Origin of the sequence: Lelliottia amnigena (assembly GCF_019047465.1) — a bacterium.
Taxonomy (GTDB): domain Bacteria; phylum Pseudomonadota; class Gammaproteobacteria; order Enterobacterales; family Enterobacteriaceae; genus Enterobacter; species Enterobacter amnigenus.
Window position 1 is genome coordinate 3,309,275 of record NZ_CP077236.1, and the last position, 25,204, is coordinate 3,334,478.

General features: G+C 53.4%; 19 protein-coding genes. 18 read left to right on the forward strand and 1 reads right to left on the reverse strand.

Annotated features, from left to right (window positions below):
- Window positions 1-18 precede the first annotated feature (18 nt).
- The 13 genes from I6L74_RS15470 to I6L74_RS15530 all read left to right on the forward strand — a co-directional run bounded on the left by I6L74_RS15470 (window position 19) and on the right by I6L74_RS15530 (window position 14,941).
- Complete coding sequence (locus I6L74_RS15470) at window positions 19-711, forward strand: DUF421 domain-containing protein (RefSeq protein ID WP_059178455.1); 693 nt, start codon at window positions 19-21, stop codon at window positions 709-711.
- Between the two features lie 162 nt (window positions 712-873).
- Window positions 874-1,962: a 3-phosphoserine/phosphohydroxythreonine transaminase gene (gene serC, locus I6L74_RS15475; protein WP_059178454.1), complete on the forward strand. Its 1,089-nt coding sequence runs from the start codon at window positions 874-876 to the stop codon at window positions 1,960-1,962.
- Window positions 1,963-2,031: 69 nt separating this feature from the next.
- Entirely contained in the window at window positions 2,032-3,315 is a 1,284-nt protein-coding gene (aroA, locus tag I6L74_RS15480; protein ID WP_059178453.1) for a 3-phosphoshikimate 1-carboxyvinyltransferase, read from the forward strand.
- Window positions 3,316-3,499: 184 nt separating this feature from the next.
- A complete protein-coding gene (cmk, locus tag I6L74_RS15485) occupies window positions 3,500-4,183 on the forward strand; it encodes a (d)CMP kinase (protein ID WP_012016826.1) in 684 nt (227 codons plus the stop codon).
- A 110-nt stretch (window positions 4,184-4,293) separates the two neighbouring features.
- Window positions 4,294-5,967 carry a 30S ribosomal protein S1 gene (rpsA, locus tag I6L74_RS15490; RefSeq protein WP_059178452.1) on the forward strand — a complete coding sequence of 558 codons (1,674 nt, stop codon included), beginning with the start codon at window positions 4,294-4,296 and terminating at the stop codon, window positions 5,965-5,967.
- Between the two features lie 171 nt (window positions 5,968-6,138).
- Entirely contained in the window at window positions 6,139-6,426 is a 288-nt protein-coding gene (ihfB, locus tag I6L74_RS15495) for an integration host factor subunit beta (protein ID WP_012016828.1), read from the forward strand.
- Between the two features lie 210 nt (window positions 6,427-6,636).
- Window positions 6,637-8,901, forward strand: coding sequence for a ComEC family protein (locus I6L74_RS15500; RefSeq protein WP_059178451.1), 2,265 nt, complete (start codon window positions 6,637-6,639; stop codon window positions 8,899-8,901).
- 36 nt (window positions 8,902-8,937) lie between these two features.
- Complete coding sequence (gene msbA, locus I6L74_RS15505; RefSeq protein ID WP_059178450.1) at window positions 8,938-10,686, forward strand: lipid A ABC transporter ATP-binding protein/permease MsbA; 1,749 nt, start codon at window positions 8,938-8,940, stop codon at window positions 10,684-10,686.
- Complete coding sequence (gene lpxK, locus I6L74_RS15510; RefSeq protein ID WP_059178449.1) at window positions 10,683-11,660, forward strand: tetraacyldisaccharide 4'-kinase; 978 nt, start codon at window positions 10,683-10,685, stop codon at window positions 11,658-11,660. Before msbA ends, lpxK begins: the two co-directional genes overlap by 4 nt.
- A 42-nt stretch (window positions 11,661-11,702) precedes the next feature.
- Window positions 11,703-12,932 carry a winged helix-turn-helix domain-containing protein gene (locus I6L74_RS15515; protein WP_059178448.1) on the forward strand — a complete coding sequence of 410 codons (1,230 nt, stop codon included), beginning with the start codon at window positions 11,703-11,705 and terminating at the stop codon, window positions 12,930-12,932.
- Between the two features lie 45 nt (window positions 12,933-12,977).
- A complete protein-coding gene (ycaR, locus tag I6L74_RS15520; RefSeq protein WP_059178447.1) occupies window positions 12,978-13,160 on the forward strand; it encodes a protein YcaR in 183 nt (60 codons plus the stop codon).
- Complete coding sequence (kdsB, locus tag I6L74_RS15525; RefSeq protein ID WP_059178446.1) at window positions 13,157-13,903, forward strand: 3-deoxy-manno-octulosonate cytidylyltransferase; 747 nt, start codon at window positions 13,157-13,159, stop codon at window positions 13,901-13,903. Before ycaR ends, kdsB begins: the two co-directional genes overlap by 4 nt.
- A gap of 144 nt (window positions 13,904-14,047) precedes the next feature.
- Window positions 14,048-14,941, forward strand: a complete 894-nt coding sequence (locus I6L74_RS15530) for a YcbJ family phosphotransferase (protein WP_059178445.1) — start codon at window positions 14,048-14,050, stop codon at window positions 14,939-14,941.
- Here the strand turns inward: I6L74_RS15530 and elyC are convergent.
- Window positions 14,918-15,697, reverse strand: a complete 780-nt coding sequence (elyC, locus tag I6L74_RS15535) for an envelope biogenesis factor ElyC (protein WP_059178444.1) — start codon at window positions 15,695-15,697, stop codon at window positions 14,918-14,920. The genes I6L74_RS15530 and elyC overlap by 24 nt on opposite strands.
- Before the next feature lie 124 nt (window positions 15,698-15,821).
- On the opposite strand from elyC, the gene cmoM reads away from it, so the two are divergent.
- From cmoM to ldtD, 5 genes are all read left to right on the forward strand, one after another.
- Complete coding sequence (gene cmoM / locus I6L74_RS15540) at window positions 15,822-16,598, forward strand: tRNA uridine 5-oxyacetic acid(34) methyltransferase CmoM (protein WP_059178443.1); 777 nt, start codon at window positions 15,822-15,824, stop codon at window positions 16,596-16,598.
- Window positions 16,599-16,626: 28 nt separating this feature from the next.
- Window positions 16,627-17,949: a chromosome partition protein MukF gene (gene mukF, locus I6L74_RS15545; RefSeq protein ID WP_059178442.1), complete on the forward strand. Its 1,323-nt coding sequence runs from the start codon at window positions 16,627-16,629 to the stop codon at window positions 17,947-17,949.
- Complete coding sequence (mukE, locus tag I6L74_RS15550; protein WP_059178441.1) at window positions 17,930-18,634, forward strand: chromosome partition protein MukE; 705 nt, start codon at window positions 17,930-17,932, stop codon at window positions 18,632-18,634. Before mukF ends, mukE begins: the two co-directional genes overlap by 20 nt.
- Window positions 18,634-23,082 carry a chromosome partition protein MukB gene (gene mukB, locus I6L74_RS15555; RefSeq protein WP_059178440.1) on the forward strand — a complete coding sequence of 1,483 codons (4,449 nt, stop codon included), beginning with the start codon at window positions 18,634-18,636 and terminating at the stop codon, window positions 23,080-23,082. The genes mukE and mukB overlap by 1 nt, the downstream gene beginning before the upstream one ends.
- A gap of 180 nt (window positions 23,083-23,262) precedes the next feature.
- On the forward strand, window positions 23,263-25,086 hold the full coding sequence (gene ldtD, locus I6L74_RS15560; protein WP_059178439.1) for a L,D-transpeptidase: 1,824 nt from the start codon (window positions 23,263-23,265) through the stop codon (window positions 25,084-25,086).
- The last annotated feature ends 118 nt before the right edge of the window (window positions 25,087-25,204 follow it).

The window sequence follows — 25,204 nt, forward strand, 5'->3', positions numbered from 1 at the left end:
GTTAAGGCATAGAAAAAAATGAAAGCGTTTGATCTTCATCGGATGGCATTCGACAAAGTTCCGTTAGAGTTTTTAGGAGAAGTGGCACTTCGTAGCCTTTACACTTTTATATTGGTCTTTTTGTTTCTCAAGATTACGGGTCGCCGCGGCGTACGTCAGATGTCGCTGTTTGAAGTATTAATCATCCTTACCCTGGGTTCAGCGGCTGGAGACGTTGCTTTTTACGATGACGTACCGATGATTCCGGTGTTGATCGTGTTTATCACGCTGGCCTTGCTGTATCGCCTGGTGATGTGGCTGATGTCGAAAAGTGAAAAGCTGGAGGATTTGCTGGAAGGGAAACCGGTGGTGATTGTGCAGGAAGGGCAGCTTGCCTGGGAGAAAGTCCGCAGCGCCAACATGACCGAATTTGAGTTTTTCATGGAATTACGCCTCAACAGCGTGGAGCAGTTGGGGCAAGTGCGGCTCGCAATTATGGAAACCAACGGACAGATCAGCATTTATTATTATGACGATGAAGATGTGAAGCCGGGCCTGTGTATTTTGCCCGATGAGTGCGTAAAGCGTTTTATGGTTGTGCCAGAGTCAGAGGAGTACGCCTGTATACGCTGTAGCTATGTTGTCGCCATGCAGGCGGGAGATCATCAATTATGTCCCCGCTGCGCGCATCCAGAATGGACGAAGGTTAGCAGGGCTAAACGTATCACCTGACAGCCATTTTGTCGGTTTTGTGCGGACGTGATGGCAGAATGTTTTGTGTGACGGTGGACTCATTTTCCAGGTCATAAGTTTTAGACATTGCGGCGCGTGTCACTGAATGATAAAACCGATATCCACAGTTATAACTTAGTGCTTTTAGCGTGGTGAGGGTAAATGGCTCAGGTCTTCAATTTCAGTTCAGGTCCGGCAATGTTACCGGTAGATGTACTTAAACAAGCGCAGCAGGAGCTTTGCGACTGGCAGGGTCTTGGTACATCGGTGATGGAAATTAGCCACCGTGGTAAAGAATTTATCCAGGTGGCGGAAGAGGCAGAAAAGGATTTTCGCGATCTGCTGAATATTCCCTCGAACTACAAAGTATTGTTCTGTCATGGCGGCGGCCGTGGCCAGTTTGCGGGAATTCCGTTAAATCTGTTGGGCGACAAAACGACCGCAGATTATGTCGATGCCGGTTACTGGGCGGCCAGTGCGGTTAAAGAAGCGCATAAATACTGCACCCCCAATGTGATCGATGCCAAAGTGACGGTTGATGGCTTGCGCGCGGTGAAACCGATGAGCGAGTGGCAGCTATCCGACAATGCCGCGTATTTGCACTACTGCCCAAATGAAACCATTGACGGGATCGCCATTCATGAAGAGCCAAACTTTGGCAATGATGTGGTGGTCACTGCGGATCTTTCTTCCACGATCCTCTCCGGCCCGTTGGACGTAAGCCGCTATGGCGTCATCTATGCGGGTGCGCAAAAAAATATCGGTCCGGCTGGCTTGACCCTGGTGATTGTGCGCGAAGATCTTTTAGGCAAAGCGCAGAAGGCGTGTCCTTCAATTCTCGACTACACCGTACTGAACGATAACGACTCGATGTTCAACACCCCGCCGACGTTCGCCTGGTATCTTTCTGGCCTTGTCTTTAAATGGCTCAAGAAAAACGGTGGCGTGGCGCAGATGGACAAGATCAATCAGCAAAAAGCCGAGCTGCTTTATAGCACCATTGATGGCAGTGATTTCTATCGTAACGATGTCGCTAAGCCAAACCGCTCACGCATGAACGTACCGTTCCAGCTTGCGGACAGCAATCTGGATAAAGTCTTCCTTGAGGAGTCTTTCGCCGCTGGTTTGCATGCGCTTAAAGGCCACCGTGTCGTAGGCGGTATGCGTGCGTCTATCTACAATGCAATGCCACTTGAAGGCGTCAAAGCGCTGACTGATTTTATGGCTGACTTCGAACGTCGCCACGGTTAATCGCGTTATTTTCACCCCGTGGCGTCGCTGCGGGGTTTTTTTATTATGTCGAGTTGAGAGTTAAGCTTCATGGAATCCCTGACGTTACACCCTATCGCGCGAGTCGATGGCACCATTAATTTGCCTGGCTCAAAAAGTGTCTCGAACCGCGCGCTGCTGCTGGCCGCTTTGGCAAACGGCACGACTGTCCTTACTAACCTGCTGGATAGCGATGACGTTCGCCATATGCTCAATGCGCTAAAGGCGTTGGGTGTTCAGTTCACGCTGTCTGGCGATCGTACCCGCTGCGAAGTCGTGGGTAACGGCGGGGCGCTTACATCGGCCACCGAGCTGGAGTTGTTTTTAGGTAACGCCGGTACGGCGATGCGTCCGCTGGCGGCAGCGCTGTGTCTGGGAAGTAACGATATCGTGCTGACCGGCGAACCGCGCATGAAAGAACGTCCGATTGGCCATCTGGTTGACGCGCTGCGTCAGGGCGGCGCGCAGATTGATTACCTTGAGCAGAAAAACTATCCGCCAGTACGTTTACGCGGTGGGTTTACCGGCGGCAATGTGGACGTCGACGGCAGCGTGTCCAGTCAGTTTCTGACCGCACTTTTGATGGCGGCGCCGCTGGCCCCGCAGGATACGGTGATTAGCATCAAAGGCGATCTGGTCTCTAAGCCTTATATCGATATCACGCTGCATTTGATGAAAACGTTTGGCGTAGAGGTCGAAAACCAGGCGTACCAGCGCTTTGTGGTTCGCGGTGCCCAGCAGTATCAATCTCCAGGCGATTATCTTGTTGAAGGCGATGCATCGTCAGCGTCCTATTTCCTGGCCGCGGGTGCGATTAAAGGCGGTACGGTTAAAGTCACCGGAATCGGCCGCAACAGTGTGCAGGGCGATATTCGCTTTGCCGATGTGCTGGAAAAGATGGGCGCGGTGGTGACCTGGGGTGATGATTTTATCTCCTGTACGCACGGTGAACTTAATGCGGTTGATATGGATATGAACCATATTCCGGATGCGGCAATGACTATTGCGACGGCGGCACTGTTTGCTAAAGGGACAACAACGCTTCGAAACATTTACAACTGGCGCGTCAAAGAAACTGACCGCTTGTTTGCGATGGCAACCGAGCTGCGCAAAGTCGGCGCGCAGGTGGAAGAGGGTGAGGATTATATTCGCGTCACGCCTCCTGCAAAACTGCAGGTCGCTGAGATCGGCACCTACAACGATCACCGCATGGCGATGTGCTTCTCGCTGGTGGCGTTATCCGACACGCCAGTGACGATTCTTGACCCGAAATGCACCGCGAAAACCTTCCCGGATTATTTCGAACAGCTCGCGCGTATCAGTACCCTTGCCTGATCAATCCCTGCCGCATCTTCGGATGCGGCAAAGACTTACGCTTCCTGACAGTGTTCCCGCCCATTTCTTCTACACTCTGCTTCATAAATTCCGTAATTTGCATGCAAAGATAACAGTTGCCTGCTTTGGCGCGTATAATGCGCGGCGTTCATGTTAACGGTATGCCTTAATGAAGGAGAAAAAGATGACGGCAGCTGCCCCGGTAATCACCATTGATGGGCCAAGTGGCGCAGGGAAAGGTACTCTGTGTAAAGCGATGGCAGAAGCCTTGCAATGGCATCTTTTAGACTCGGGAGCAATCTATCGCGTACTGGCTCTAGCGGCGTTGCATCACCATGTCGATGTGGCCTCTGAAGAAGCGCTGGTGCCTCTGGCTGCGCATCTGGACGTGCGTTTTATCTCTACACATGGCAACCTTGAAGTCATTCTTGAAGGCGAAGACGTGAGCGGTGAAATCCGCACCCAGGAAGTGGCGAATGCCGCTTCTCAGGTCGCCGCCTTCCCACGCGTTCGAGAGGCGCTGTTGCGCCGTCAGCGTGCATTTCGTGAAGCACCGGGGTTAATTGCTGATGGCCGCGACATGGGCACAGTGGTATTCCCTGATGCACCTGTTAAAATTTTCCTTGACGCCTCATCGGAAGAACGCGCGCAACGTCGCATGCTTCAGTTGCAGGAAAAGGGGTTTAGTGTTAACTTTGATCGCCTTTTATCCGAGATAAAAGAGCGCGACGACCGCGATCGTAACCGCGCTGTAGCCCCACTTGTTCCGGCAGAAGATGCCTTAGTTCTGGATTCGACCAGTTTAACTATTGAGCAAGTGATTGAAAAAGCGTTACAATATGCGCGCCAGAAATTGGCACTCGCTTAACTGCGACAGAATTGGTAGTACCCCCGCTGCAATGGATTGACGGCGGGTATGTGAAACAACCCCATCCGGCACGGAGCCAGGTGGACGTTATATTAACCTGAAGATTAAACATGACTGAATCTTTTGCTCAACTATTTGAAGAATCCTTAAAAACAATCGAAACCCGTCCGGGTTCCATCGTTCGTGGTGTTGTTGTTGCTATCGACAAAGATATCGTACTGGTTGACGCCGGTCTGAAATCTGAGTCTGCCATTCCGGCAGAGCAGTTCAAAAACGCCCAGGGCGAGCTGGAAATCCAGGTGGGTGACGAAGTTGACGTTGCACTGGATGCAGTAGAAGACGGCTTCGGTGAAACTCTGCTGTCCCGTGAGAAAGCTAAACGTCACGAAGCTTGGATCACGCTGGAAAAAGCTTACGAAGAAGCTGAAACTGTAGTCGGTGTTATCAACGGCAAAGTTAAAGGTGGCTTCACTGTTGAGCTGAACGGTATTCGCGCGTTCCTGCCAGGTTCACTAGTAGACGTTCGTCCTGTTCGCGACACTCTGCACCTCGAAGGCAAAGAGCTCGAGTTCAAAGTCATCAAGCTGGACCAGAAGCGTAACAACGTTGTTGTTTCTCGTCGTGCCGTTATCGAATCCGAGAACAGCGCAGAGCGCGATCAGCTGCTGGAAAACCTGCAGGAAGGCATGGAAGTCAAAGGTATCGTTAAGAACCTTACTGACTACGGCGCATTCGTTGATCTGGGTGGCGTTGATGGCCTGTTGCACATCACCGACATGGCGTGGAAACGCGTTAAGCATCCAAGCGAAATCGTAAACGTTGGCGACGAAATCACTGTTAAAGTGCTGAAGTTCGACCGCGAGCGTACCCGTGTTTCCCTGGGCCTGAAACAGCTTGGCGAAGATCCATGGGTCGCTATCGCTAAACGTTACCCAGAAGGTACTAAACTGACTGGTCGCGTTACCAACCTGACTGACTACGGCTGCTTCGTTGAAATCGAAGAAGGCGTTGAAGGCCTGGTTCACGTTTCCGAAATGGACTGGACCAACAAAAACATCCACCCATCCAAAGTTGTTAACGTTGGTGATGTAGTGGAAGTTATGGTTCTGGATATCGACGAAGAACGTCGTCGTATCTCCCTGGGCCTGAAGCAGTGCAAAAACAACCCATGGCAGCAGTTCGCGGAAACCCATAACAAGGGCGACCGTGTTGAAGGTAAAATCAAGTCTATCACTGACTTCGGTATCTTCATCGGCCTGGACGGCGGCATCGACGGCCTGGTTCACCTGTCTGACATCTCCTGGAACGCTACAGGCGAAGAAGCAGTTCGTGAATACAAAAAAGGCGACGAAATCGCTGCGGTTGTTCTGCAGGTTGACGCAGAACGTGAGCGTATCTCTCTGGGCGTTAAACAGCTCGCAGAAGATCCGTTCAACAACTGGGTTGCTGTGAACAAGAAAGGCGCAATCGTAAACGGTAAAGTGACTGCAGTTGACGCTAAAGGCGCAACCGTAGAACTGGCTGACGGCGTTGAAGGTTACCTGCGCGCTTCTGAAGCTTCACGTGACCGCGTTGAAGATGCGACTCTGGTTCTGAGCGTTGGCGACGATGTTGAAGCTAAGTTCACCGGTGTTGACCGTAAGAACCGTGCAATCAGCCTGTCTGTTCGTGCTAAAGACGAAGCTGATGAGAAAGATGCAATCGCAACTGTTAACAAACAGGAAGATGCTGGTTTCTCCAACAACGCAATGGCTGAAGCTTTCAAAGCAGCTAAAGGCGAGTAATATCAAGTTCTCTGCATCTTATTGAGATGTAACCCTGTTACATCATCGAAGGATGACGAGCAGACTTGACAGATTGCAGGATTCGTCCTGTAATCAATAACAAAGGGCGGCTACGGCCGCCCTTGTTTAATAAGCTGTTCAGCTAAATGGTTTGAAGGAACCGGAGGAATCATGACCAAGTCAGAATTGATTGAAAGACTTGCCAGCCAGCAATCGCACATTCCTGCAAAAGCAGTAGAAGATGCAGTTAAAGAGATGCTGGAGCATATGGCCTCGACTCTGGCACAGGGCGAGCGCATTGAAATCCGCGGTTTCGGTAGTTTCTCTCTGCACTATCGTGCACCACGAACCGGGCGTAACCCGAAGACTGGCGATAAAGTGGATCTGGAAGGCAAATATGTTCCGCACTTTAAACCGGGTAAAGAACTGCGCGATCGCGCCAATATTTACGGAAACTGAGTTTGCCTTCGGGCAAAACTGGGTTATCTAATGAAAGCACCTTCGGGTGCTTTTTTTATGGGCTGAGCTTAAAACCTGAAGCCGCTTTGCAACTCCTATTTGTCGTTGCTGCAAACGGAAATAATCTCTCCTGCACCGCTCGTATTTTTTCCTTTTGTAGCCTGACGCTGCGCTTCTACCGCATCACACTGTCCTGAACAGGGAGGTGTTATGGGTATTCCGGCGATAAGTGCATGTCTGATAACAGCGATATTACCGCTGTTATGGTTGCCTTCACTCCCCGATATTTGGACGGCCTGGGTTTGCATTACCACCGGGACTTTGCTGGGATTCCAGCGGTTGAGATGGCTACGCTATGTCGGTTTGTGGATGATTTTTTTTGCATGGGGCGTATTAGCAGCTCTTGAATCCGTTTGGCCTATGCAACATTTAACGGCAGCGCCGCAGCAAGCTGAAGTGGTGATTACCTCCACCGATGGTGCAACCACTCATCAAGGGCGAATCGTGAGCCTCAACGGAAAACCCTGGTTTTCAGCAACAGGCGTCACGCTTTACGGTAACTATTTACCGCAAGCGGCATGCGCGGGACAGCGATGGGCCATGACGTTACGTCTTCGCGCTGTGCACGGCGAACTGAATGACGGGGGATTCGATTCACAGCGCTATGCACTCAGCATGCACCAGCCGCTGAGCGGGCGATTCACCCATGCACAAGCGTTAGATCTCACCTGCAGCTTACGGTCGCGTTATCTTTCGTCGCTGACTTCAGCTTTAGCGTCTTATTCATGGGGAACAGTGATTCTCGGATTAGGAATGGGGGAGCGATTGGCGATCTCTCCTGAGATCAAAAACCTGATGCGTGAAACAGGTACGTTGCACCTGATGGCGATTTCCGGGTTACACATTGCCTTTGCAGCATCACTGGTATGGCTTTTCGTGCGGGGAATCCAGTTCTTCCTTCCGTGTCGCTGGACAGGATGGCGCATGCCGCTTGTGGCGGGAGTGTGTTTCGCTGTGTTCTATGCGTGGCTCACCGGTATGCAGCCGCCAGCGTTACGCACTGTTGTTTCACTTGCTGCACTGGCATCACTACGTGTCAGCGGCCGTTATTGGTCTCCATGGCAGGTGTGGTTATGCTGCGTAGCGGCAATTCTCTTCGTCGACCCTCTGGCCGTCCTTTCACAAAGCCTCGCGCTTTCCGCCTTTGCCGTCGCCGCGCTTATTTTTTGGTATCAGTGGTTGCCTCTGCCGGAATGGGCTTATCCACGGTGGATAAAACCATTGATAAATCTGCTACATCTGCAAGTGGGAATGTTGTTTTTACTGTTACCGCTGCAAGTCAGTATTTTTCATGGTATGAGCGTATCTTCGTTAGTCGCCAATATTTTCGCCGTCCCGCTAGTGACGTTTATTTCAGTACCGTTGATCCTGGCTGGAATGCTGCTACATCTTTGTCCCTTACCCCTTTTCGAAGAGTGCGTATGGCGATTAGCGGATAGGTCACTGGCTTTACTCTTCTGGCTGCTGAAAGGGCTACCGGACGGGTGGATAGATATTGATGAACGCTGGCTACCGGTCACGTTCATGCCGTGGCTCGTGATTATTGGCTGGCGATTTCGGGCCTGGGTATCGGCTTCTGCGGTAAGTATTGTATGTAGTGTATTGGTTACGTATCTGTTCTGGAGACCCGTGAAATCAGAAGGCTGGACGGTCCATATGCTGGATATTGGGCAGGGCCTGGCAATGGTCATTGAGCATAATGGCAGAGCCATTTTGTATGATACCGGGCTGGCCTGGCCCGGTGGAGACAGTGCTAAGCAGCATATTATTCCCTGGCTGCGTTGGCATCATCTGACTCCTGAAGGGGTCATCATTAGCCATGAACACAGCGATCACATCGGTGGGTTGAATTCACTACGTGAGGTTTGGCCAAGGATGTGGATAAGAAGCCCGCTAGGTTGGGCCAACCACCAGCCCTGTTTCAAGGGGCAGCACTGGCAGTGGCAAGGTTTGACCTTCACAGTTCACTGGCCGCCGAGATCGTACCAGGCGTTAGGAAATAATCGTTCATGCGTGGTGAAAATCGATGATGGTAATCACAGCGCATTGTTAACCGACGATATTGAAGCAAAGGCCGAGTTAGCGATGCTCAGCCACCACTGGCAATTTCTAACGTCTACACTTATCCAGGTGCCACATCATGGCAGTAACACCTCTTCATCGAAGGCGCTGGTACAGCGTGTTGGCGGAAAAATTGCGTTGGCCTCAGCGGCGCGTTACAACGCATGGCGATTTCCGTCTTTCAAAGTGGTTAAACGTTATAAACAGGAGGACTACTCTTGGTTCGATACACCTCAATATGGGCAAATCTCAGTCAACTTTTCACCACAAGGCTGGCAAATCCGCCGCTTACGAGATCAAATTTTACCGCGTTGGTATCATCAGTGGTTTGGCGTGCCCGTAGATAACGGGTAGAATATGCGGCTATTTCAACAAATGCTGGTTTTTTGAATGCATAACGACAAAGATCTCTCCACGTGGCAGACCTTCCGCCGACTCTGGCCGATGATTGCACCCTTTAAAACAGGTCTGATCGTGGCGGGTATCGCATTAATCCTCAACGCAGCAAGCGATACCTTTATGCTATCGCTCCTCAAACCGTTACTGGACGACGGTTTTGGTAAAACGGATCGCTCAGTGTTGCTATGGATGCCTCTGGTGGTTATCGGGCTGATGATCCTTCGCGGCGTGACCAGCTATGTCTCTAGCTACTGCATCTCGTGGGTATCGGGCAAAGTGGTGATGACCATGCGTCGTCGACTGTTCAGCCACATGATGGGGATGCCCGTTGCTTTCTTCGATAAGCAATCTACCGGCACTTTACTGTCGCGTATCACTTATGACTCCGAGCAAGTGGCGTCGTCATCTTCAAGTGCGCTGATTACCGTGGTACGTGAAGGGGCTTCGATTATTGGCCTCTTCGTTTTGATGTTCTATTACAGCTGGCAGTTGTCGATCATTCTTATCGTCCTGGCACCGATTGTCTCAATCGCTATTCGCGTCGTATCCAAGCGTTTTCGTAGCATCAGCAAGAATATGCAAAATACGATGGGGCAGGTGACGACCAGTGCAGAGCAAATGCTGAAAGGCCACAAAGAGGTATTAATCTTCGGTGGGCAGAACGTCGAAACTAAACGCTTTGACAAGGTCAGCAACAAAATGCGTTTACAGGGGATGAAACTGGTTTCAGCCTCTTCAATCTCCGATCCGATCATTCAGCTGATCGCGTCTCTGGCGCTGGCATTTGTTCTTTATGCTGCCAGTTTCCCAAGCGTTATGGAGACATTAACGGCCGGTACGATAACCGTGGTGTTCTCATCGATGATTGCTCTGATGCGCCCGCTGAAATCACTGACCAACGTCAATGCCCAATTCCAGCGCGGTATGGCGGCATGTCAGACGCTGTTCAGTATTCTGGACTCCGAACAGGAAAAAGACGAAGGCAAACGTGTTATCGAACGCGCTCACGGAGATGTGGAGTTCCGCAATGTGACCTTCACCTATCCTGGCCGCGAAACCCCTGCCTTGCGTAATATCAACCTGACCATTCCAGCAGGTAAAACTGTTGCGCTTGTAGGGCGTTCAGGTTCAGGTAAATCGACGATTGCCAGCCTGATGACCCGTTTCTACGATATCGATGAAGGTGAAATCCTGCTGGACGGTCATGACCTGAGAGAGTACACGCTTCAGTCGCTGCGTAATCAGGTCGCGCTGGTCTCTCAGAATGTCCATCTGTTCAACGATACGGTAGCCAATAACATCGCGTATGCGCGTACGGAAGAGTACAGCCGTGAAGCAATCGAAAATGCGGCTCGCATGGCTTATGCGATGGACTTTATCAACAAGATGGATAACGGTCTCGATACCATTATTGGCGAGAACGGCGTGCTGCTTTCAGGCGGTCAGCGTCAGCGAATCGCGATTGCCCGCGCGCTGTTGCGCGACAGTCCGATTCTGATTCTGGATGAAGCAACGTCGGCACTGGATACCGAGTCTGAGCGCGCGATTCAGTCGGCGCTGGATGAACTGCAGAAAAACCGCACATCGCTGGTGATTGCTCACCGGTTATCCACGATCGAGCAAGCTGATGAAATCGTCGTGGTGGAAGATGGCTTGATCGTCGAGCGCGGAAGCCATGCGGATCTTGTCGAGCAACGCGGCGTCTATGCTCAGCTTCATAAAATGCAGTTTGGCGCATGATTGCACGCATCTGGTCCGGAGAATCACCTCTGTGGCTGCTGCTATTGCCGCTTTCCTGGCTGTACGGCCTGGTGAGCGGCCTCATCCGTCTTTGCTACCGTATTGGTATTAAACGTGCGTGGCATGCGCCGGTACCCGTTGTTGTCGTCGGTAATCTAACGGCCGGAGGGAACGGTAAAACACCCGTGGTCATTTGGCTGGTGGAACAACTCGCTCAGCGCGGTATCCGGGCAGGCGTCGTATCACGTGGCTATGGCGGAAAAGCCGAACGCTATCCCCTTCTCCTCACATCGCATACCACAACGGAACAGGCGGGTGACGAACCGGTGCTGATCTTTCAGCGAACCGGTGCTCCGGTTGCTGTTTCACCAAAACGGAGCGAGGCCGTTCAGGCTTTGCTGGCCGCATACCCGGTTGACATCATCATTACGGACGATGGCTTGCAGCACTATGCGCTCGCGCGTGACAAAGAAATTGTGGTTATTGACGGGGTGCGTCGTTTCGGTAATGGGTGGTGGTTACCCGCCGGGCCGATGCGCGAACGAGCATCGCGGCTGCGTACGGTCGACGCCGTAATTGTCAACGGCGGTGAAGCGCTGCCTGGTGAAATTCCTATGCGACTAATGCCCAGTGAGGCCGTGAATCTGCTGAACGGAGAGCGGCGGGATGTTTCGCAACTGCCTGCACTGGTGGCGATGGCGGGGATTGGACATCCTCCTCGTTTCTTTGCCACGCTGGAGCAATGCGGTGCCCAACTTGAAGCCAGGGTTCCTCTTGCCGATCATCAGGCGTTGAGCCTTGCGGATGTTGATCCGCTCGTGACCGTTAACCAAAACCTGATCATGACCGAGAAAGATGCGGTGAAATGCCGCGCTTTTGCTAAATCTAACTGGTGGTATCTTCCGGTTGATGCTGAACTCAGCGGCGAAAAACCAGAACTGTTGCTCCAGGAACTGATTTCGCTGGTGCGTTAAGCGAAGGCGGTTCTGGTGGCGCGACGACGAACAGGAAAACGCATGCCCTTACCGCACCTCTCGCTCCAGGCCGCCCGTAATCTGCATCTTGCCGCGCAGGGGCTTTTAAAGAAACCTCGCCGCCGCGCGCAACCCTCGGATATTCTCTCTACTATTCAGCGTATGTCGCTGTTGCAAATCGATACGATCAACATTGTTGCTCGCAGCCCTTATCTCGTCCTTTTTAGTCGCCTGGGAGATTACCCCTCCCACTGGCTTGATGACGCGCTGAGTAGTGGAGAGCTCATGGAATATTGGGCTCATGAGGCATGTTTTCTGCCGCGAAGTGACTTTGGTCTGGTCCGCCACCGGATGCTGGCGCCAGAAAAAATGGGCTGGAAGTATCGTCAGGAGTGGATGCACGAAAATGCGGACGAAATCGAAAAGCTCATTAAGCACATTCACGAAAACGGCCCGGTCCGCTCAGCAGATTTTGAACATCCCCGCAAAGGCACAAGCGGTTGGTGGGAGTGGAAGCCGCATAAACGGCATCTCGAAGGGCTTTTTACATCTGGAAAAGTGATGGTGGTTGAGCGGCGTAATTTCCAGCGGGTTTACGATCTCACTCAGCGCGTGATGCCTCACTGGGACGATGCGCGCGATCTGCTCGATCAAACAGCGGCAGAGGCCATCATGCGGGAGAACAGCGCCCGTAGTTTAGGCATTTTCCGCACGCAGTGGCTGGCGGATTACTATCGCCTTCGTAAACCGGCCCTGAAATCGACGCTGGAACGCTGGCAAGAAAACCAACGTGTGGTGCAGGTGGACGTAGAAACGTTGGGTGAAATGTGGCTACATGCGGATTTATTACCGCTCCTGCCTCTGGCTCTGGACGGGAAGTTGAGCGCGTCACACAGTACCGTATTATCACCGTTTGATCCTATCGTCTGGGACCGCAAGCGCGCCGAACAGCTGTTTGGTTTCACGTATCGTCTTGAATGCTACACCCCCGCGCCGAAACGTCAGTATGGCTACTTTGTTCTACCGCTGCTGCATAAAGGCCAACTGGTGGGGCGTATGGATGCCAAAATGCACCGTAAAACCGGCGTATTGGAAGTGATTGCGTTGTATCTGGAAGAGGGCGTCAGAGTCAGTTCAGCTCTGGAAAAAGGGCTTTTCTCAGCGCTCAACCAGTTCGCCACCTGGCAGGGGGCAAAACGGGTCACTCTGTCGCGATTACCCGATCAACTTTTCGATGCGTGTCGGAGTGGCTGGGAAATAGACATAGCCTGAAAAAGGAATGTGGTAAGCTTTCATCATTATTTATACGGAGGAACTATGGATCACCGTTTACTTGAAATCATTGCCTGCCCGGTGTGCAACGGCAAACTCTATTACAGCCAGGATAAACAAGAACTTATTTGCAAACTGGATAATCTGGCGTTTCCGCTGCGCGATGGCATTCCGGTCCTGCTTGAAACGCAAGCCCGCTCGCTGGCTGCAGAAGAGAGCCGACCATGAGTTTTGTCGTCATTATTCCGGCGCGTTTTGCCTCCACGCGTTTACCAGGCAAGCCGCTGGTGGATATTAATGGCAAACCGATGATTGTCCATGTGCTTGAAAGAGCCCGTGAGTCAGGTGCCGATCGTGTGATTGTTGCCACGGATCACGAAGACGTTGCCCGTGCCGTCGAAGCGGCGGGCGGCGAAGTGTGCATGACTCGCGCCGATCATCAGTCCGGCACGGAAAGACTGGCTGAAGTCGTCGAAAAATGCGGTTTCAGCGATGACACCGTTATTGTGAACGTGCAGGGCGATGAGCCGATGATCCCGGCGGCGATTATTCGCCAGGTTGCGGAAAACCTCGCGCAACGTCAGGTGGGAATGGCAACGCTTGCCGTACCGATTCATCATGCTGAAGAAGCGTTTAATCCGAACGCGGTTAAAGTGGTGATGGACGCTGAAGGCTACGCGCTCTATTTCTCCCGTGCGGCTATTCCGTGGGATCGCGACCGTTTTGCCGCCTCTCATGAGGTTATTGGTGACACGTTCCTGCGACACCTGGGTATTTACGGCTATCGTGCCGGCTTTATCCGTCGCTATGTGACCTGGGCGCCAAGTCCGCTGGAGCATATCGAAATGCTCGAACAGCTGCGTGTGCTCTGGTATGGCGAAAAAATCCACGTAGCGGTTGCCCAGGAAGTTCCTGGAACGGGCGTTGATACTCCCGAAGATCTTGAACGCGTGCGTGCTGAACTGCGTTAATTCCCCCACATCCCCTCACTCGAGGGGATGCTCTACCGTTAGGTTTTCCCTCATTTTTCTTCATCCAAATTGATCTTATCAGGGTGACATCCGTCTGCGACGCGCTCATTATAAAAGCAGTAGTTTTGATGGGGATAATCTGATATGGAACAGCTGCGTGCCGAGCTAAGCCATCTGCTGGGGGAACAACTCAGCCGGGTGGAGTGTGTGAATGAAAAGGCGGACACTTCGCTGTGGTCGCTGTATGACAGTCACGGTAATCCGATGCCGTTAATGGCAAGGAGTTTTTCTTCCCCCGGTATCGCCAGACAGCTGGCGTGGAAAATGTCTCTGCTGGCGCGTAGCGGAACGGTGCGTATGCCGACCGTCTATGGCGTGATGACTCACGAAGAACATCCCGGTCCGGATGTTCTGTTGATTGAACGGTTGCGCGGTGTTCCCGTTGAGGCACCCGCGCGTACCCCGGACAGATGGGAGCAACTGAAAGACCAGATCGTCGAAGCGCTGCTTGCCTGGCACCGGCAGGATAGCCGTGGTCTGGTAGGGGCTGTGGACAGCACCCAGGAAAACATCTGGCCGCACTGGTATCGGCAGCGGGTCGAAGTATTGTGGGGCACGCTCAATCAATTTAGTAACACCGGCCTGACAATGCAGGATAAGCGGATTTTATTCCGCACGCGCGAATGTCTGCCTACGCTGTTCGACGGTTTTAACGACAATTGCGTGTTAATTCATGGCAATTTCACCCTGCGCAGCATGCTTAAAGATTCACGTAGCGATCAGCTACTGGCAATGGTTGGACCGGGGATTATGCTTTGGGCACCGCGTGAATATGAGCTTTTCCGTTTAAGCGACAGTGGCCTGGCAGAAGGGTTGCTTTGGCATTATCTCCAGCGCGCGCCCGTCTCGGAATCCTTCCTCTGGCGGCGCTGGGTTTATCTCATGTGGGATGAAGTGGCGCAGCTCGTCAACACCGGGCGCTTTAATCGCGCCAATTTCGATCGCGCCTCGAAATCACTCTTGCCCTGGCTCACCTGACGAGCCTTTCAGCCATTGCCAGAGGCGTCCGAGCGTTTCATAGCCCACGCGATCGCTGTGCATCAGCCAGACCGGCGACGGGATCGCGCGTTCCCACGGGTTCAGCGGCGCATCAATGGCCAACTGGTTAGCCGGGGCGGGGAGAGGATGTAATCCGGCATGTTCAAAGAAAATCATCGCGCGGGGTAAATGCGAGGCGGACGTCACCAGCAGGAACGGCGCATCACCAATGGCCTGTTTCACCGCTGCGGCTTCTTCTTCCGTATCTTTAGGGCTGTCGAGTGTGATTATCGCCGAGCGCGGTACGCCGAGTGATTCAGCCACGCGCGCCCCGGCTTCTGCGGTACTCACCGGATTGGTTTTTGCGGCTGCACCCGTAAAGATCATTTTTGAACCCGGATTCGCCAGCCACAGGCGTATGCCTTCGTTTAAACGCGGCAGACTGTTATTGATTAAGTTTGAACTGGGTGCCCAACTAGGGTCCCAGGTGTAACCGCCACCCAGCACCACGATATAATCCACCTTCTGTTTTCCCTGCCACGTCGGATACTTATCTTCAATCGGGCGCAACAGCCCGTCAGCGACAGGTTGGAGGCTCAACAGGAGTAGCATCAGCCAGCCCGCTGTCATCACGGTTTTTCCCGTTTTCTGAAAACGAGTCAACCAAAGCAGCAGCAGTCCGAGCGCCATGAGCAACAGCATGAGTGGCAGAGGAAGCATCATGCCTCCAATAACTTTCTTTAGGGTAAAAAACATCCTTTTTGGTTCCTTTTTTAACCATACAGCAGGCGATTACCCGCGATATTACACCAGAGAGGTTCATTCTCCGCGCGGGTGTGACAAAATAGCGGTTTTGCTGGTAGCGGGTGGAACTCTCCCAATGCGGGATCGCAATTTCGATGACATCGCGGAAAAGTTTTCGCGCAACATTTATGGCACCACTAAAGGGCAGTTGCGTCAGACGATCCTCTGGCAGGATCTGGATACGCTGCTTGCCACCTACGGCAGCCGAAAGTTGCGCGTTCTCGATGCCGGCGGCGGTGAAGGTCAGACGGCCATTTTAATGGCAGAGCGCGGCCATCACGTGACGTTTTGCGATCTTTCCGCTGAGATGGTTGCACGCGCGAAACGCGCGGCACACGAGAAAGGTGTGAGCGACAACATGCATTTTATACATTGCGCCGCTCAGGACATTGCCCAGCATTTGGAAACTCAGGTTGATCTGATATTGTTTCACGCGGTGCTTGAATGGGTCGCTGAACCTCAAGCAATGTTAAACACGCTGTGGACGGTGCTCAGCCCCGGCGGCGCGCTGTCGCTGATGTTCTACAATGCCAATGGCCTGTTGATGCGCAATGTGCTGGTGGGTAATTTCGGTTATGTGCAGCAGGGCATGTATAAAAAGAAACGACGTACGCTTTCGCCAGATTTTCCGCGCGATCCCCAGCAGGTCTATGGCTGGCTGGAGGAGATTGGCTGGGAAATTACCGGGAAAACGGGCGTCAGGGTGTTTCATGATTATCTGCGCGATAAACAAAAACAGCATGAATGTCTGGACGCCTTAACAGAAATAGAAACACGGTATTGCCGCCAGGAGCCGTTTGTGAGCCTTGGCCGCTATATACACGTCACCGCGATTAAAAGCCTGGCCCGTTAGGCTTACACCGCAGATGCAAGGATAATTTATGAGTGATTTTTCCCAGACAGTCCCCGAGCTGGTTGCCTGGGCCAGAAAAAACGATTTCTCCATCGCGCTGCCGGTCGACAGACTCTCTTTTCTGCTGGCCATTGCCACGCTGAATGGCGAGCGCCTGGATGGTGAAATGAGCGAGGGTGAACTGGTGGACGCTTTCCGCCATGTGAGTGATGCGTTTGAGCAAACCAGCGAAACCATTAGCGTGCGTGCCAACAACGCAATTAACGATATGGTACGTCAACGTCTGCTGAACCGCTTTACCAGCGAGCAGACCGAAGGCAACGCCATCTATCGTTTGACGCCTCTGGGTATCGGCATCACGGATTATTACATTCGTCAGCGTGAGTTTTCCACGCTGCGCCTTTCTATGCAGCTATCAATCGTTGCGGATGAGCTCAAGCGTGCAGCGGATGCGGCGGATGAAAACGGAGATGAATTCCACTGGCATCGCAACGTTTATGCTCCGCTGAAATACTCGGTCGCCGAAATTTTTGACAGCATCGATCTGACCCAGCGCTTGATGGATGAACAGCAGCAACAGGTAAAAGACGATATCGCGCAGCTGCTGAACAAAGACTGGCGTGCGGCGATCTCCAGCTGTGAACTTTTATTGTCAGAAACCTCCGGTACGCTGCGAGAACTGCAGGATACGCTGGAAGCGGCGGGCGATAAGCTCCAGGCCAATTTGTTGCGTATTCAGGATGCCACGATGGCGCATGACAATCTGCATTTCGTCGACAAGCTGGTCTTTGATCTGCAAAGTAAACTCGACCGCATTATTAGCTGGGGTCAACAGTCGATTGACCTGTGGATCGGCTATGACCGTCACGTACATAAGTTTATCCGTACCGCGATTGATATGGATAAAAACCGTGTGTTCGCTCAGCGTCTGCGCCAGTCGGTGCAAACCTATTTCGATGCGCCATGGGCGCTGACCTACGCCAATGCCGATCGTCTGCTGGACATGCGTGACGAAGAGATGACGCTTCGCGATGAAGAGGTCACCGGTGAACTGCCGCCGGATCTGGAATTTGAAGAGTTCAACGAAATTCGTGAACAACTTGCGGCCATGATCGAAGAACAGCTGGCGGTCTATAAATCCAGACAAGTGCCGCTAGATCTCGGTCTCGTGGTGCGCGATTATCTGGTGCAATACCCGCGTGCGCGTCATTTCGATATTGCCCGCATCGTCGTCGACCAGGCCGTGCGCCTGGGCGTCGCGCAAGCAGATTTCACCGGACTGCCGCCGAAGTGGCAGCCGATTAACGATTACGGAGCCAAGGTACAGGCGCATGTCATTGACAAATATTGAACAAATGATGCCAGTTAAGCTGGCCCAGGCGCTGGCGAATCCGTTATTTCCGGCGCTGGATAGCCAATTGCGTGCCGGTCGCCACATTGGCCTTGATGAACTGGATAATCACGCGTTTCTGATGGATTTCCAGGAGTATCTGGAAGAGTTTTACGCCCGCTATAACGTGGAGCTGATCCGCGCCCCGGAAGGATTCTTCTATCTGCGTCCGCGCTCGACGACGCTGATCCCACGTTCGGTTCTTTCTGAATTGGACATGATGGTGGGCAAAATTCTTTGCTATCTCTATCTCAGCCCTGAGCGTCTGGCCAATGAGGGGATTTTCACTCAGCAAGAGCTGTACGATGAGCTGCTGACCCTCGCCGAAGAGGGCAAGCTGCTGAAGCTGGTGAACAATCGTTCCACCGGTTCAGATCTTGATCGTCAGAAATTACAGGAAAAAGTGCGCTCTTCTCTGAGCCGTCTGCGCCGTCTCGGCATGGTGTGGTTTATGGGTCATGACAGCAGCAAATTCCGTATCACAGAAGCGGTTTTCCGCTTTGGTGCTGATGTGCGTGCGGGCGACGATCCGCGTGAAGCGCAGCTGCGCATGATCCGTGACGGTGAAGCGATGCCGGTCGAAAACCATTTGCAGCTCAATGACGAGCCTGAAGAGACCCAGACGGAAAGCGGGGAGGAAGAGTAATGATTGAACGTGGTAAATTTCGTTCACTGACGCTGATTAACTGGAACGGTTTCTTTGCCCGAACCTTTGATCTGGATGAGCTGGTGACAACGCTCTCCGGGGGGAACGGTGCGGGTAAATCCACCACGATGGCAGCGTTTGTCACGGCGTTGATTCCCGATTTGACGCTGCTGCACTTCCGTAACACCACTGAAGCGGGAGCCACGAGCGGCTCGCGTGATAAAGGTCTGCACGGTAAGCTCAAAGCCGGCGTCTGTTATTCCGTTCTGGATGTCATCAACTCCCGCCACCAGCGCGTGGTAGTGGGCGTTCGCTTGCAACAGGTCGCTGGCCGTGACCGTAAAGTGGACATCAAACCGTTCGCGATTCAAGGGTTGCCGACCTCCGTCCAGCCAACAGCAATGCTGACGGAAACGCTGAACGATCGCCAGGCGCGCGTCCTCTCTCTCCAGGAGCTAAAAGAGAAGCTTGAGGAGATCGAAGGGGTTCAGTTCAAGCAGTTCAACTCGATTACCGATTACCACTCGCTGATGTTCGATCTGGGCATTGTTGCGCGTCGTCTGCGCAGCGCCTCGGACCGTAGCAAATACTATCGCCTGATTGAAGCCTCTCTGTACGGCGGTATTTCCAGCGCCATCACCCGCTCGTTGCGCGACTACCTGTTGCCGGAAAACAGCGGCGTGCGTAAAGCATTCCAGGATATGGAAGCCGCGCTGCGTGAAAACCGCATGACGCTGGAAGCCATTCGCGTCACCCAGTCTGACCGCGACCTGTTTAAGCACCTGATCAGCGAAGCGACCAACTACGTGGCGGCGGATTATATGCGCCACGCGAATGAACGCCGCATTCATCTGGATAAGGCGCTTGAATATCGCCGCGAGCTGTTTACTTCACGTAAACAGCTGGTAGCAGAGCAGTATAAGCACGTTGAGATGGCGCGTGAGCTGGGCGAACAGAACGGCGCTGAAGGCGATCTCGAAGCGGATTATCAGGCAGCTAGCGACCACCTGAATCTGGTGCAAACCGCCCTGCGTCAGCAGGAAAAAATTGAGCGTTACGAAGCCGATCTCGATGAGCTGCAGATTCGTCTCGAAGAACAAAATGAAGTGGTGGCAGAAGCCGCCGAGATGCAGGAAGAGAACGAAGCGCGCGCCGAAGCCGCTGAGCTGGAAGTGGATGAGCTGAAAAACCAGCTTGCCGACTATCAGCAGGCGCTTGATGTTCAGCAAACCCGTGCGATCCAGTACACCCAGGCGCTACAAGCGTTGCAGCGCGCGAAAGAGCTGTGTCATCTTCCGGATCTGACGCCAGAAAGCGCGGATGAATGGCTGGAGACATTCCAGGCAAAACAGCAAGAAGCCACAGATAAATTACTCTCTCTCGATCAGAAAATGAGCGTGGCGCAAACTGCGCACAGCCAGTTTGAACAGGCTTACCAGCTCGTTACCGCGATCAACGGTCCGTTGGCGCGAAGCGATGCGTGGGAAGTCGCGCGTGAACTTCTGCGTGACGGTGTAAACCAGCGCCATCTGGCGGAGCAGGTTCAGCCGTTGCGTATGCGTCTGAACGAACTGGAACAGCGTCTTCGGGAACAGCAGGAAGCCGAGCGTCTGCTGGCTGAGTTCTGCAAGCGCCACGGAAAACGTGTCGACATCGACGAACTGGAAGCCCTGCATCAGGAACTGGAAGCCCGTATTGCCTCTCTTTCTGACAGCGTTTCAAACGCCGGTGAGCAGCGTATGTCGCTGCGACAGGAGCTGGAACAGCTTCAGGCACGCACGCAGAAACTGCTGCAACGAGCGCCTGTCTGGTTAGCCGCGCAAAGTAGCCTCAATCAGCTCAGTGAGCAGTGCGGTCAAGAGTTTGAATCCAGCCAGGATGTCACCGAATATCTGCAGCAGTTGCTGGAGCGCGAGCGTGAAGCGATTGTTGAACGCGATGAAGTCGGCGCGCGTAAACGTGCCATTGACGAAGAAATTGAGCGCTTAAGCCAGCCCGGCGGCGCTGAAGATTCTCGTCTCAATGCGCTCGCAGAACGTTTTGGCGGCGTGCTGCTCTCTGAAATCTACGATGATGTTAGCCTGGATGATGCGCCGTACTTCTCAGCACTTTACGGCCCATCCCGAAACGCCATCGTTGTGCCGGATTTGTCCCTGATTGCCGACCAGCTTGAAGGCCTGGAAGAGTGCCCGGAAGATCTCTACCTGATCGAAGGCGATCCGCAGTCCTTTGATGACAGCGTCTTTAGCGTGGATGAGCTTGAAAAAGCGGTGGTGGTGAAAATTGCCGATCGTCAGTGGCGCTATTCCCGATTCCCAACGCTGCCGCTGTTTGGTCGTGCCGCACGCGAAAACCGTATTGAAAGTCTGCATGCGGAGCGTGAAACGCTGTCTGAGCGCTTCGCGACGTTGTCCTTTGATGTGCAGAAAACCCAGCGTTTACACCAGTCGTTCAGTCGTTTTATCGGTAGCCACGTTGCCGTCGCGTTTGAGCCCGATCCAGAAGCGGAAATCCGCAAGCTCAACACCCGTCGCGGTGAGCTTGAGCGCGCGATAAGCCTTCATGAAAACGACAACCAGCAGAGCCGCGTTCAGTTCGAACAGGCGAAAGAGGGCGTTGCAGCGCTTAACCGCATTCTGCCGCGTCTGAATCTGCTGGCCGATGAAACGCTCGCTGACCGCGTAGACGAAATCCAGGAACGCCTGGATGAAGCGCAGGAAGCCGCTCGATTTGTCCAGCAGCACGGGAATCAACTGGCGAAACTTGAGCCGGTATTATCCGTTCTGCAAAGTGACCCGGAACAGTTTGAACAGCTGAAAGAAGACTACGCGTATTCTCAGCAGGTGCAGCGCGATGCGCGTCAGCAGGCGTTTGCACTGACCGAAGTGGTGCAGCGTCGCGCTCACTTTGGCTATAGCGACTCGGCGGAAATGCTGAGCGGTAACAGCGATCTCAACGAAAAACTGCGTCAACGTCTGGAGCAAGCGGAAACGGAACGTAGCCGCACGCGTGACGCTTTGCGCAGTCATGCGGCACAGCTGAGCCAGTATGGCCAGGTTCTGGCGTCGCTGAAAAGCTCGTTTGACACCAAAAAAGAGCTGTTAACCGACCTGCAGAAAGAGCTCCAGGATATCGGCGTGCGGGCGGACAGCGGGGCTGAAGAGCGGGCGCGTATTCGTCGTGATGAACTGCACAGCCAGTTAAGCAACAACCGCTCGCGTCGCAATCAGCTGGAAAAAGCCCTGACGCTGTGTGAAGCGGAGATGGATAATCTCACTCGTCGCCTGCGCAAGCTGGAACGTGATTATCACGAAATGCGCGAGCAGGTTGTGACCGCTAAAGCGGGATGGTGTGCGGTGATGCGCCTGGTGAAAGACAGTGGCGTTGAGCGTCGTCTGCATCGCCGTGAGCTAGCCTATCTTTCCGGTGATGAGTTGCGTTCAATGTCGGATAAGGCATTGGGTGCGCTGCGCCCAGCGGTGGCGGACAACGAGCATCTGCGCGATGTGCTGCGCATGTCTGAAGATCCAAAGCGCCCGGAACGCAAAATTCAGTTCTTTGTGGCGGTGTATCAGCACCTGCGTGAGCGTATTCGTCAGGATATTATCCGCACGGACGATCCGGTTGAAGCTATCGAGCAAATGGAGATCGAGCTGGGTCGTCTGACCGAAGAGCTGACGTCTCGTGAACAGAAGCTGGCGATCAGCTCTCGCAGCGTAGCGAATATTATCCGGAAAACGATCCAGCGCGAGCAGAACCGTATTCGGATGCTCAACCAGGGTCTGCAAAGCGTGTCGTTTGGCCAGGTGAACAGCGTGCGTTTGAACGTGAACGTCCGCGAAGCTCACGCCACGCTGTTGGATGTACTTTCTGAGCAGCATGAGCAACACCAGGATCTGTTTAACAGCAATCGTCTGACCTTCTCTGAGGCGCTGGCGAAGCTCTATCAGCGCCTCAATCCGCAGATCGATATGGGGCAGCGTACGCCACAAACTATCGGCGAAGAGCTGCTGGATTACCGTAACTATCTGGAAATGGAAGTTGAGGTTAACCGCGGCTCAGACGGCTGGCTGCGTGCTGAATCCGGTGCGTTGTCGACCGGGGAAGCGATCGGTACCGGGATGTCGATTCTGGTAATGGTTGTGCAGAGCTGGGAAGACGAATCGCGCCGCCTGCGAGGGAAAGATATTTCGCCTTGCCGTCTGCTGTTCCTCGATGAGGCCGCGCGACTGGATGCCCGCTCTATCGCTACGCTGTTCGAGCTGTGCGATCGTCTGGGGATGCAGCTGATTATCGCAGCACCTGAAAACATCAGTCCTGAGAAAGGCACAACGTATAAACTGGTACGTAAAGTATTCCAGAATACTGAGCATGTGCATGTGGTGGGTCTGCGCGGCTTTGCACCGCAACCGCCGGAGTCATTACCCGAAGCAGCTGACGCGTCGTAAGGCGCTTTGACGAAAAGGGCGACACTTCGGTGTCGCCCTTTTTATTTGTTTAACTTGTATTCCGGATTACGTTATCTTTAAACTTCTTTACATAAGGTCAGGCAACAGCGTATATGCCTTTCTATAATGTAGAAAAGCCCCGGTGTTGTGGGCAGGTCGTATGAAAACAGGGGGCAAGGGATGTTGCTAAAGAAAATTCGTGGTTGTCAGCTATCAGCACTCGCTGTGTGCCTGACCGTAATATTCGCTCCACTGTTTAACGCGCAGGCCGATGAGCCTGAAGTGGTTCCGGTTGATAGCTCCGCGACGATGGGCTCGCAGCCAACTTCACTTTTACAGCCGCTGGAGCAGTCTCCCGCGACAGCCATTATGGCAGGTATTAAACCTCTGCCCGCAGGTGTCGATACCGCAGCGCTTCACCAGCAGCTGCAATCCGAGCTGCCGTCGGGCTATACACCCGCGTATATCAGCCAACTGACATTGCTCTATGCCGCGCGCGACATGAAGCCGATGTGGGAAGATCGCACTGCCGTGCGCGCTTTCCAGCAGCAACTGGCCGAAGTGGCGATTGCGGGTTTTCAGCCGCAATTCACCGCGTGGGTTGAACTGTTGACTGACCCCGCTGTGACGGGAATGGCGCGGGATATCGTGCTTTCCGACGCCATGATGGGTTATCTCCAGTTTGTCGCCGGGATTCCGGTCAATGGCAACCGTTGGCTTTATAGCGATAAAGCGTACAAGTTGGCGACGCCTGCACTCTCTGTGATTAACCAGTGGCAATGGGCACTCGATCAGGGAACCTTACCGCGTTTTATCGCCAGCCTTGCGCCAGCACACCCGCAATATGCCACGATGCATCAGTCCTTGCTTAAGCTGGTGGCCGATACGCGACCGTGGCCACAACTGCGCGGCACCGCTACGCTGCGACCAGGCCAATGGAGCAGTGATGTGCCTGCGTTGCGTGAAATACTATTGCGTTCAGGCGCAACTGGGGCAGAACCGAAAATTGCACTCCCCGGTGATGATCCGCAAGGTGTTGTGGTGAGCCCGTCCGCGCCTGCGCCTGAAGCGAAAGCCGCGTTACCGACCGGTAAACCCGCGCCATACGATCGCGAGCTGGTGGCAGCAGTAAAAGCATTCCAGATGACGCAGGGCCTCGGGTCTGATGGCGTAATTGGCCCATCAACGCGCGACTGGCTAAATGTCTCTCCGGCGCAGCGAGCAGGAGTACTGGCACTCAATATTCAGCGTCTGAGACTCCTCCCAGGAACGCTCTCGACTGGCATTATGGTGAACATACCGGCGTATTCGCTGGTGTATTACCAGAATGGCAGTGAAGTCCTTGCGTCACGCGTTATCGTTGGGCGCCCGGATCGTAAAACGCCGATGATGAGCAGCGCGCTCAACAACGTGGTCGTCAACCCGCCATGGAACGTCCCGCCGACGCTGGCACGCAAAGATATTCTGCCGAAGTTGTGGGATGACCCTGGTTATCTTGAACGTCACGGCTATACCGTGATGCGCGGCTGGAACAGCAGCCAGACCATCGATCCGTATCAGGTTGACTGGTCAACGATAACGCCATCAAACCTGCCATTCCGCTTCCAGCAAGCGCCGGGTGAGCGCAATTCGCTAGGCCGGTATAAATTCAATATGCCGAGCTCGGACGCGATCTACCTGCACGATACGCCGAACCATAACTTATTCCAGAAGGATGCGCGTGCGCTGAGCTCCGGCTGTGTGCGCGTGAATAAAGCGTCTGAACTGGCAAATATGTTGTTGGGCGATGCGGGGTGGAACGACACGCGGATTTCAGACACGCTCAAAGAGGGGAATACGCGCTACGTTAATATTCGACACAATATTCCGGTTAATCTTTACTATCTGACCGCGTTTGTTGGCGAAGATGGGCGTACTCAGTATCGTACAGATATTTACAATTATGATCTCACCGCGCGATCCGGCGCACAAATTTTGTCAAAAGCTGAACAATTAATCAGGTAAATGAAGTAGTTCGGGAAAATAGATTGTCGTAAGTTATGGTGAAGGTGGGGCTAAATCGCTACAAGCCCCGTCTTTACTGGGGTTGGTCGTCTTGACGCAAGCTGTTGAGCCAGTTAAG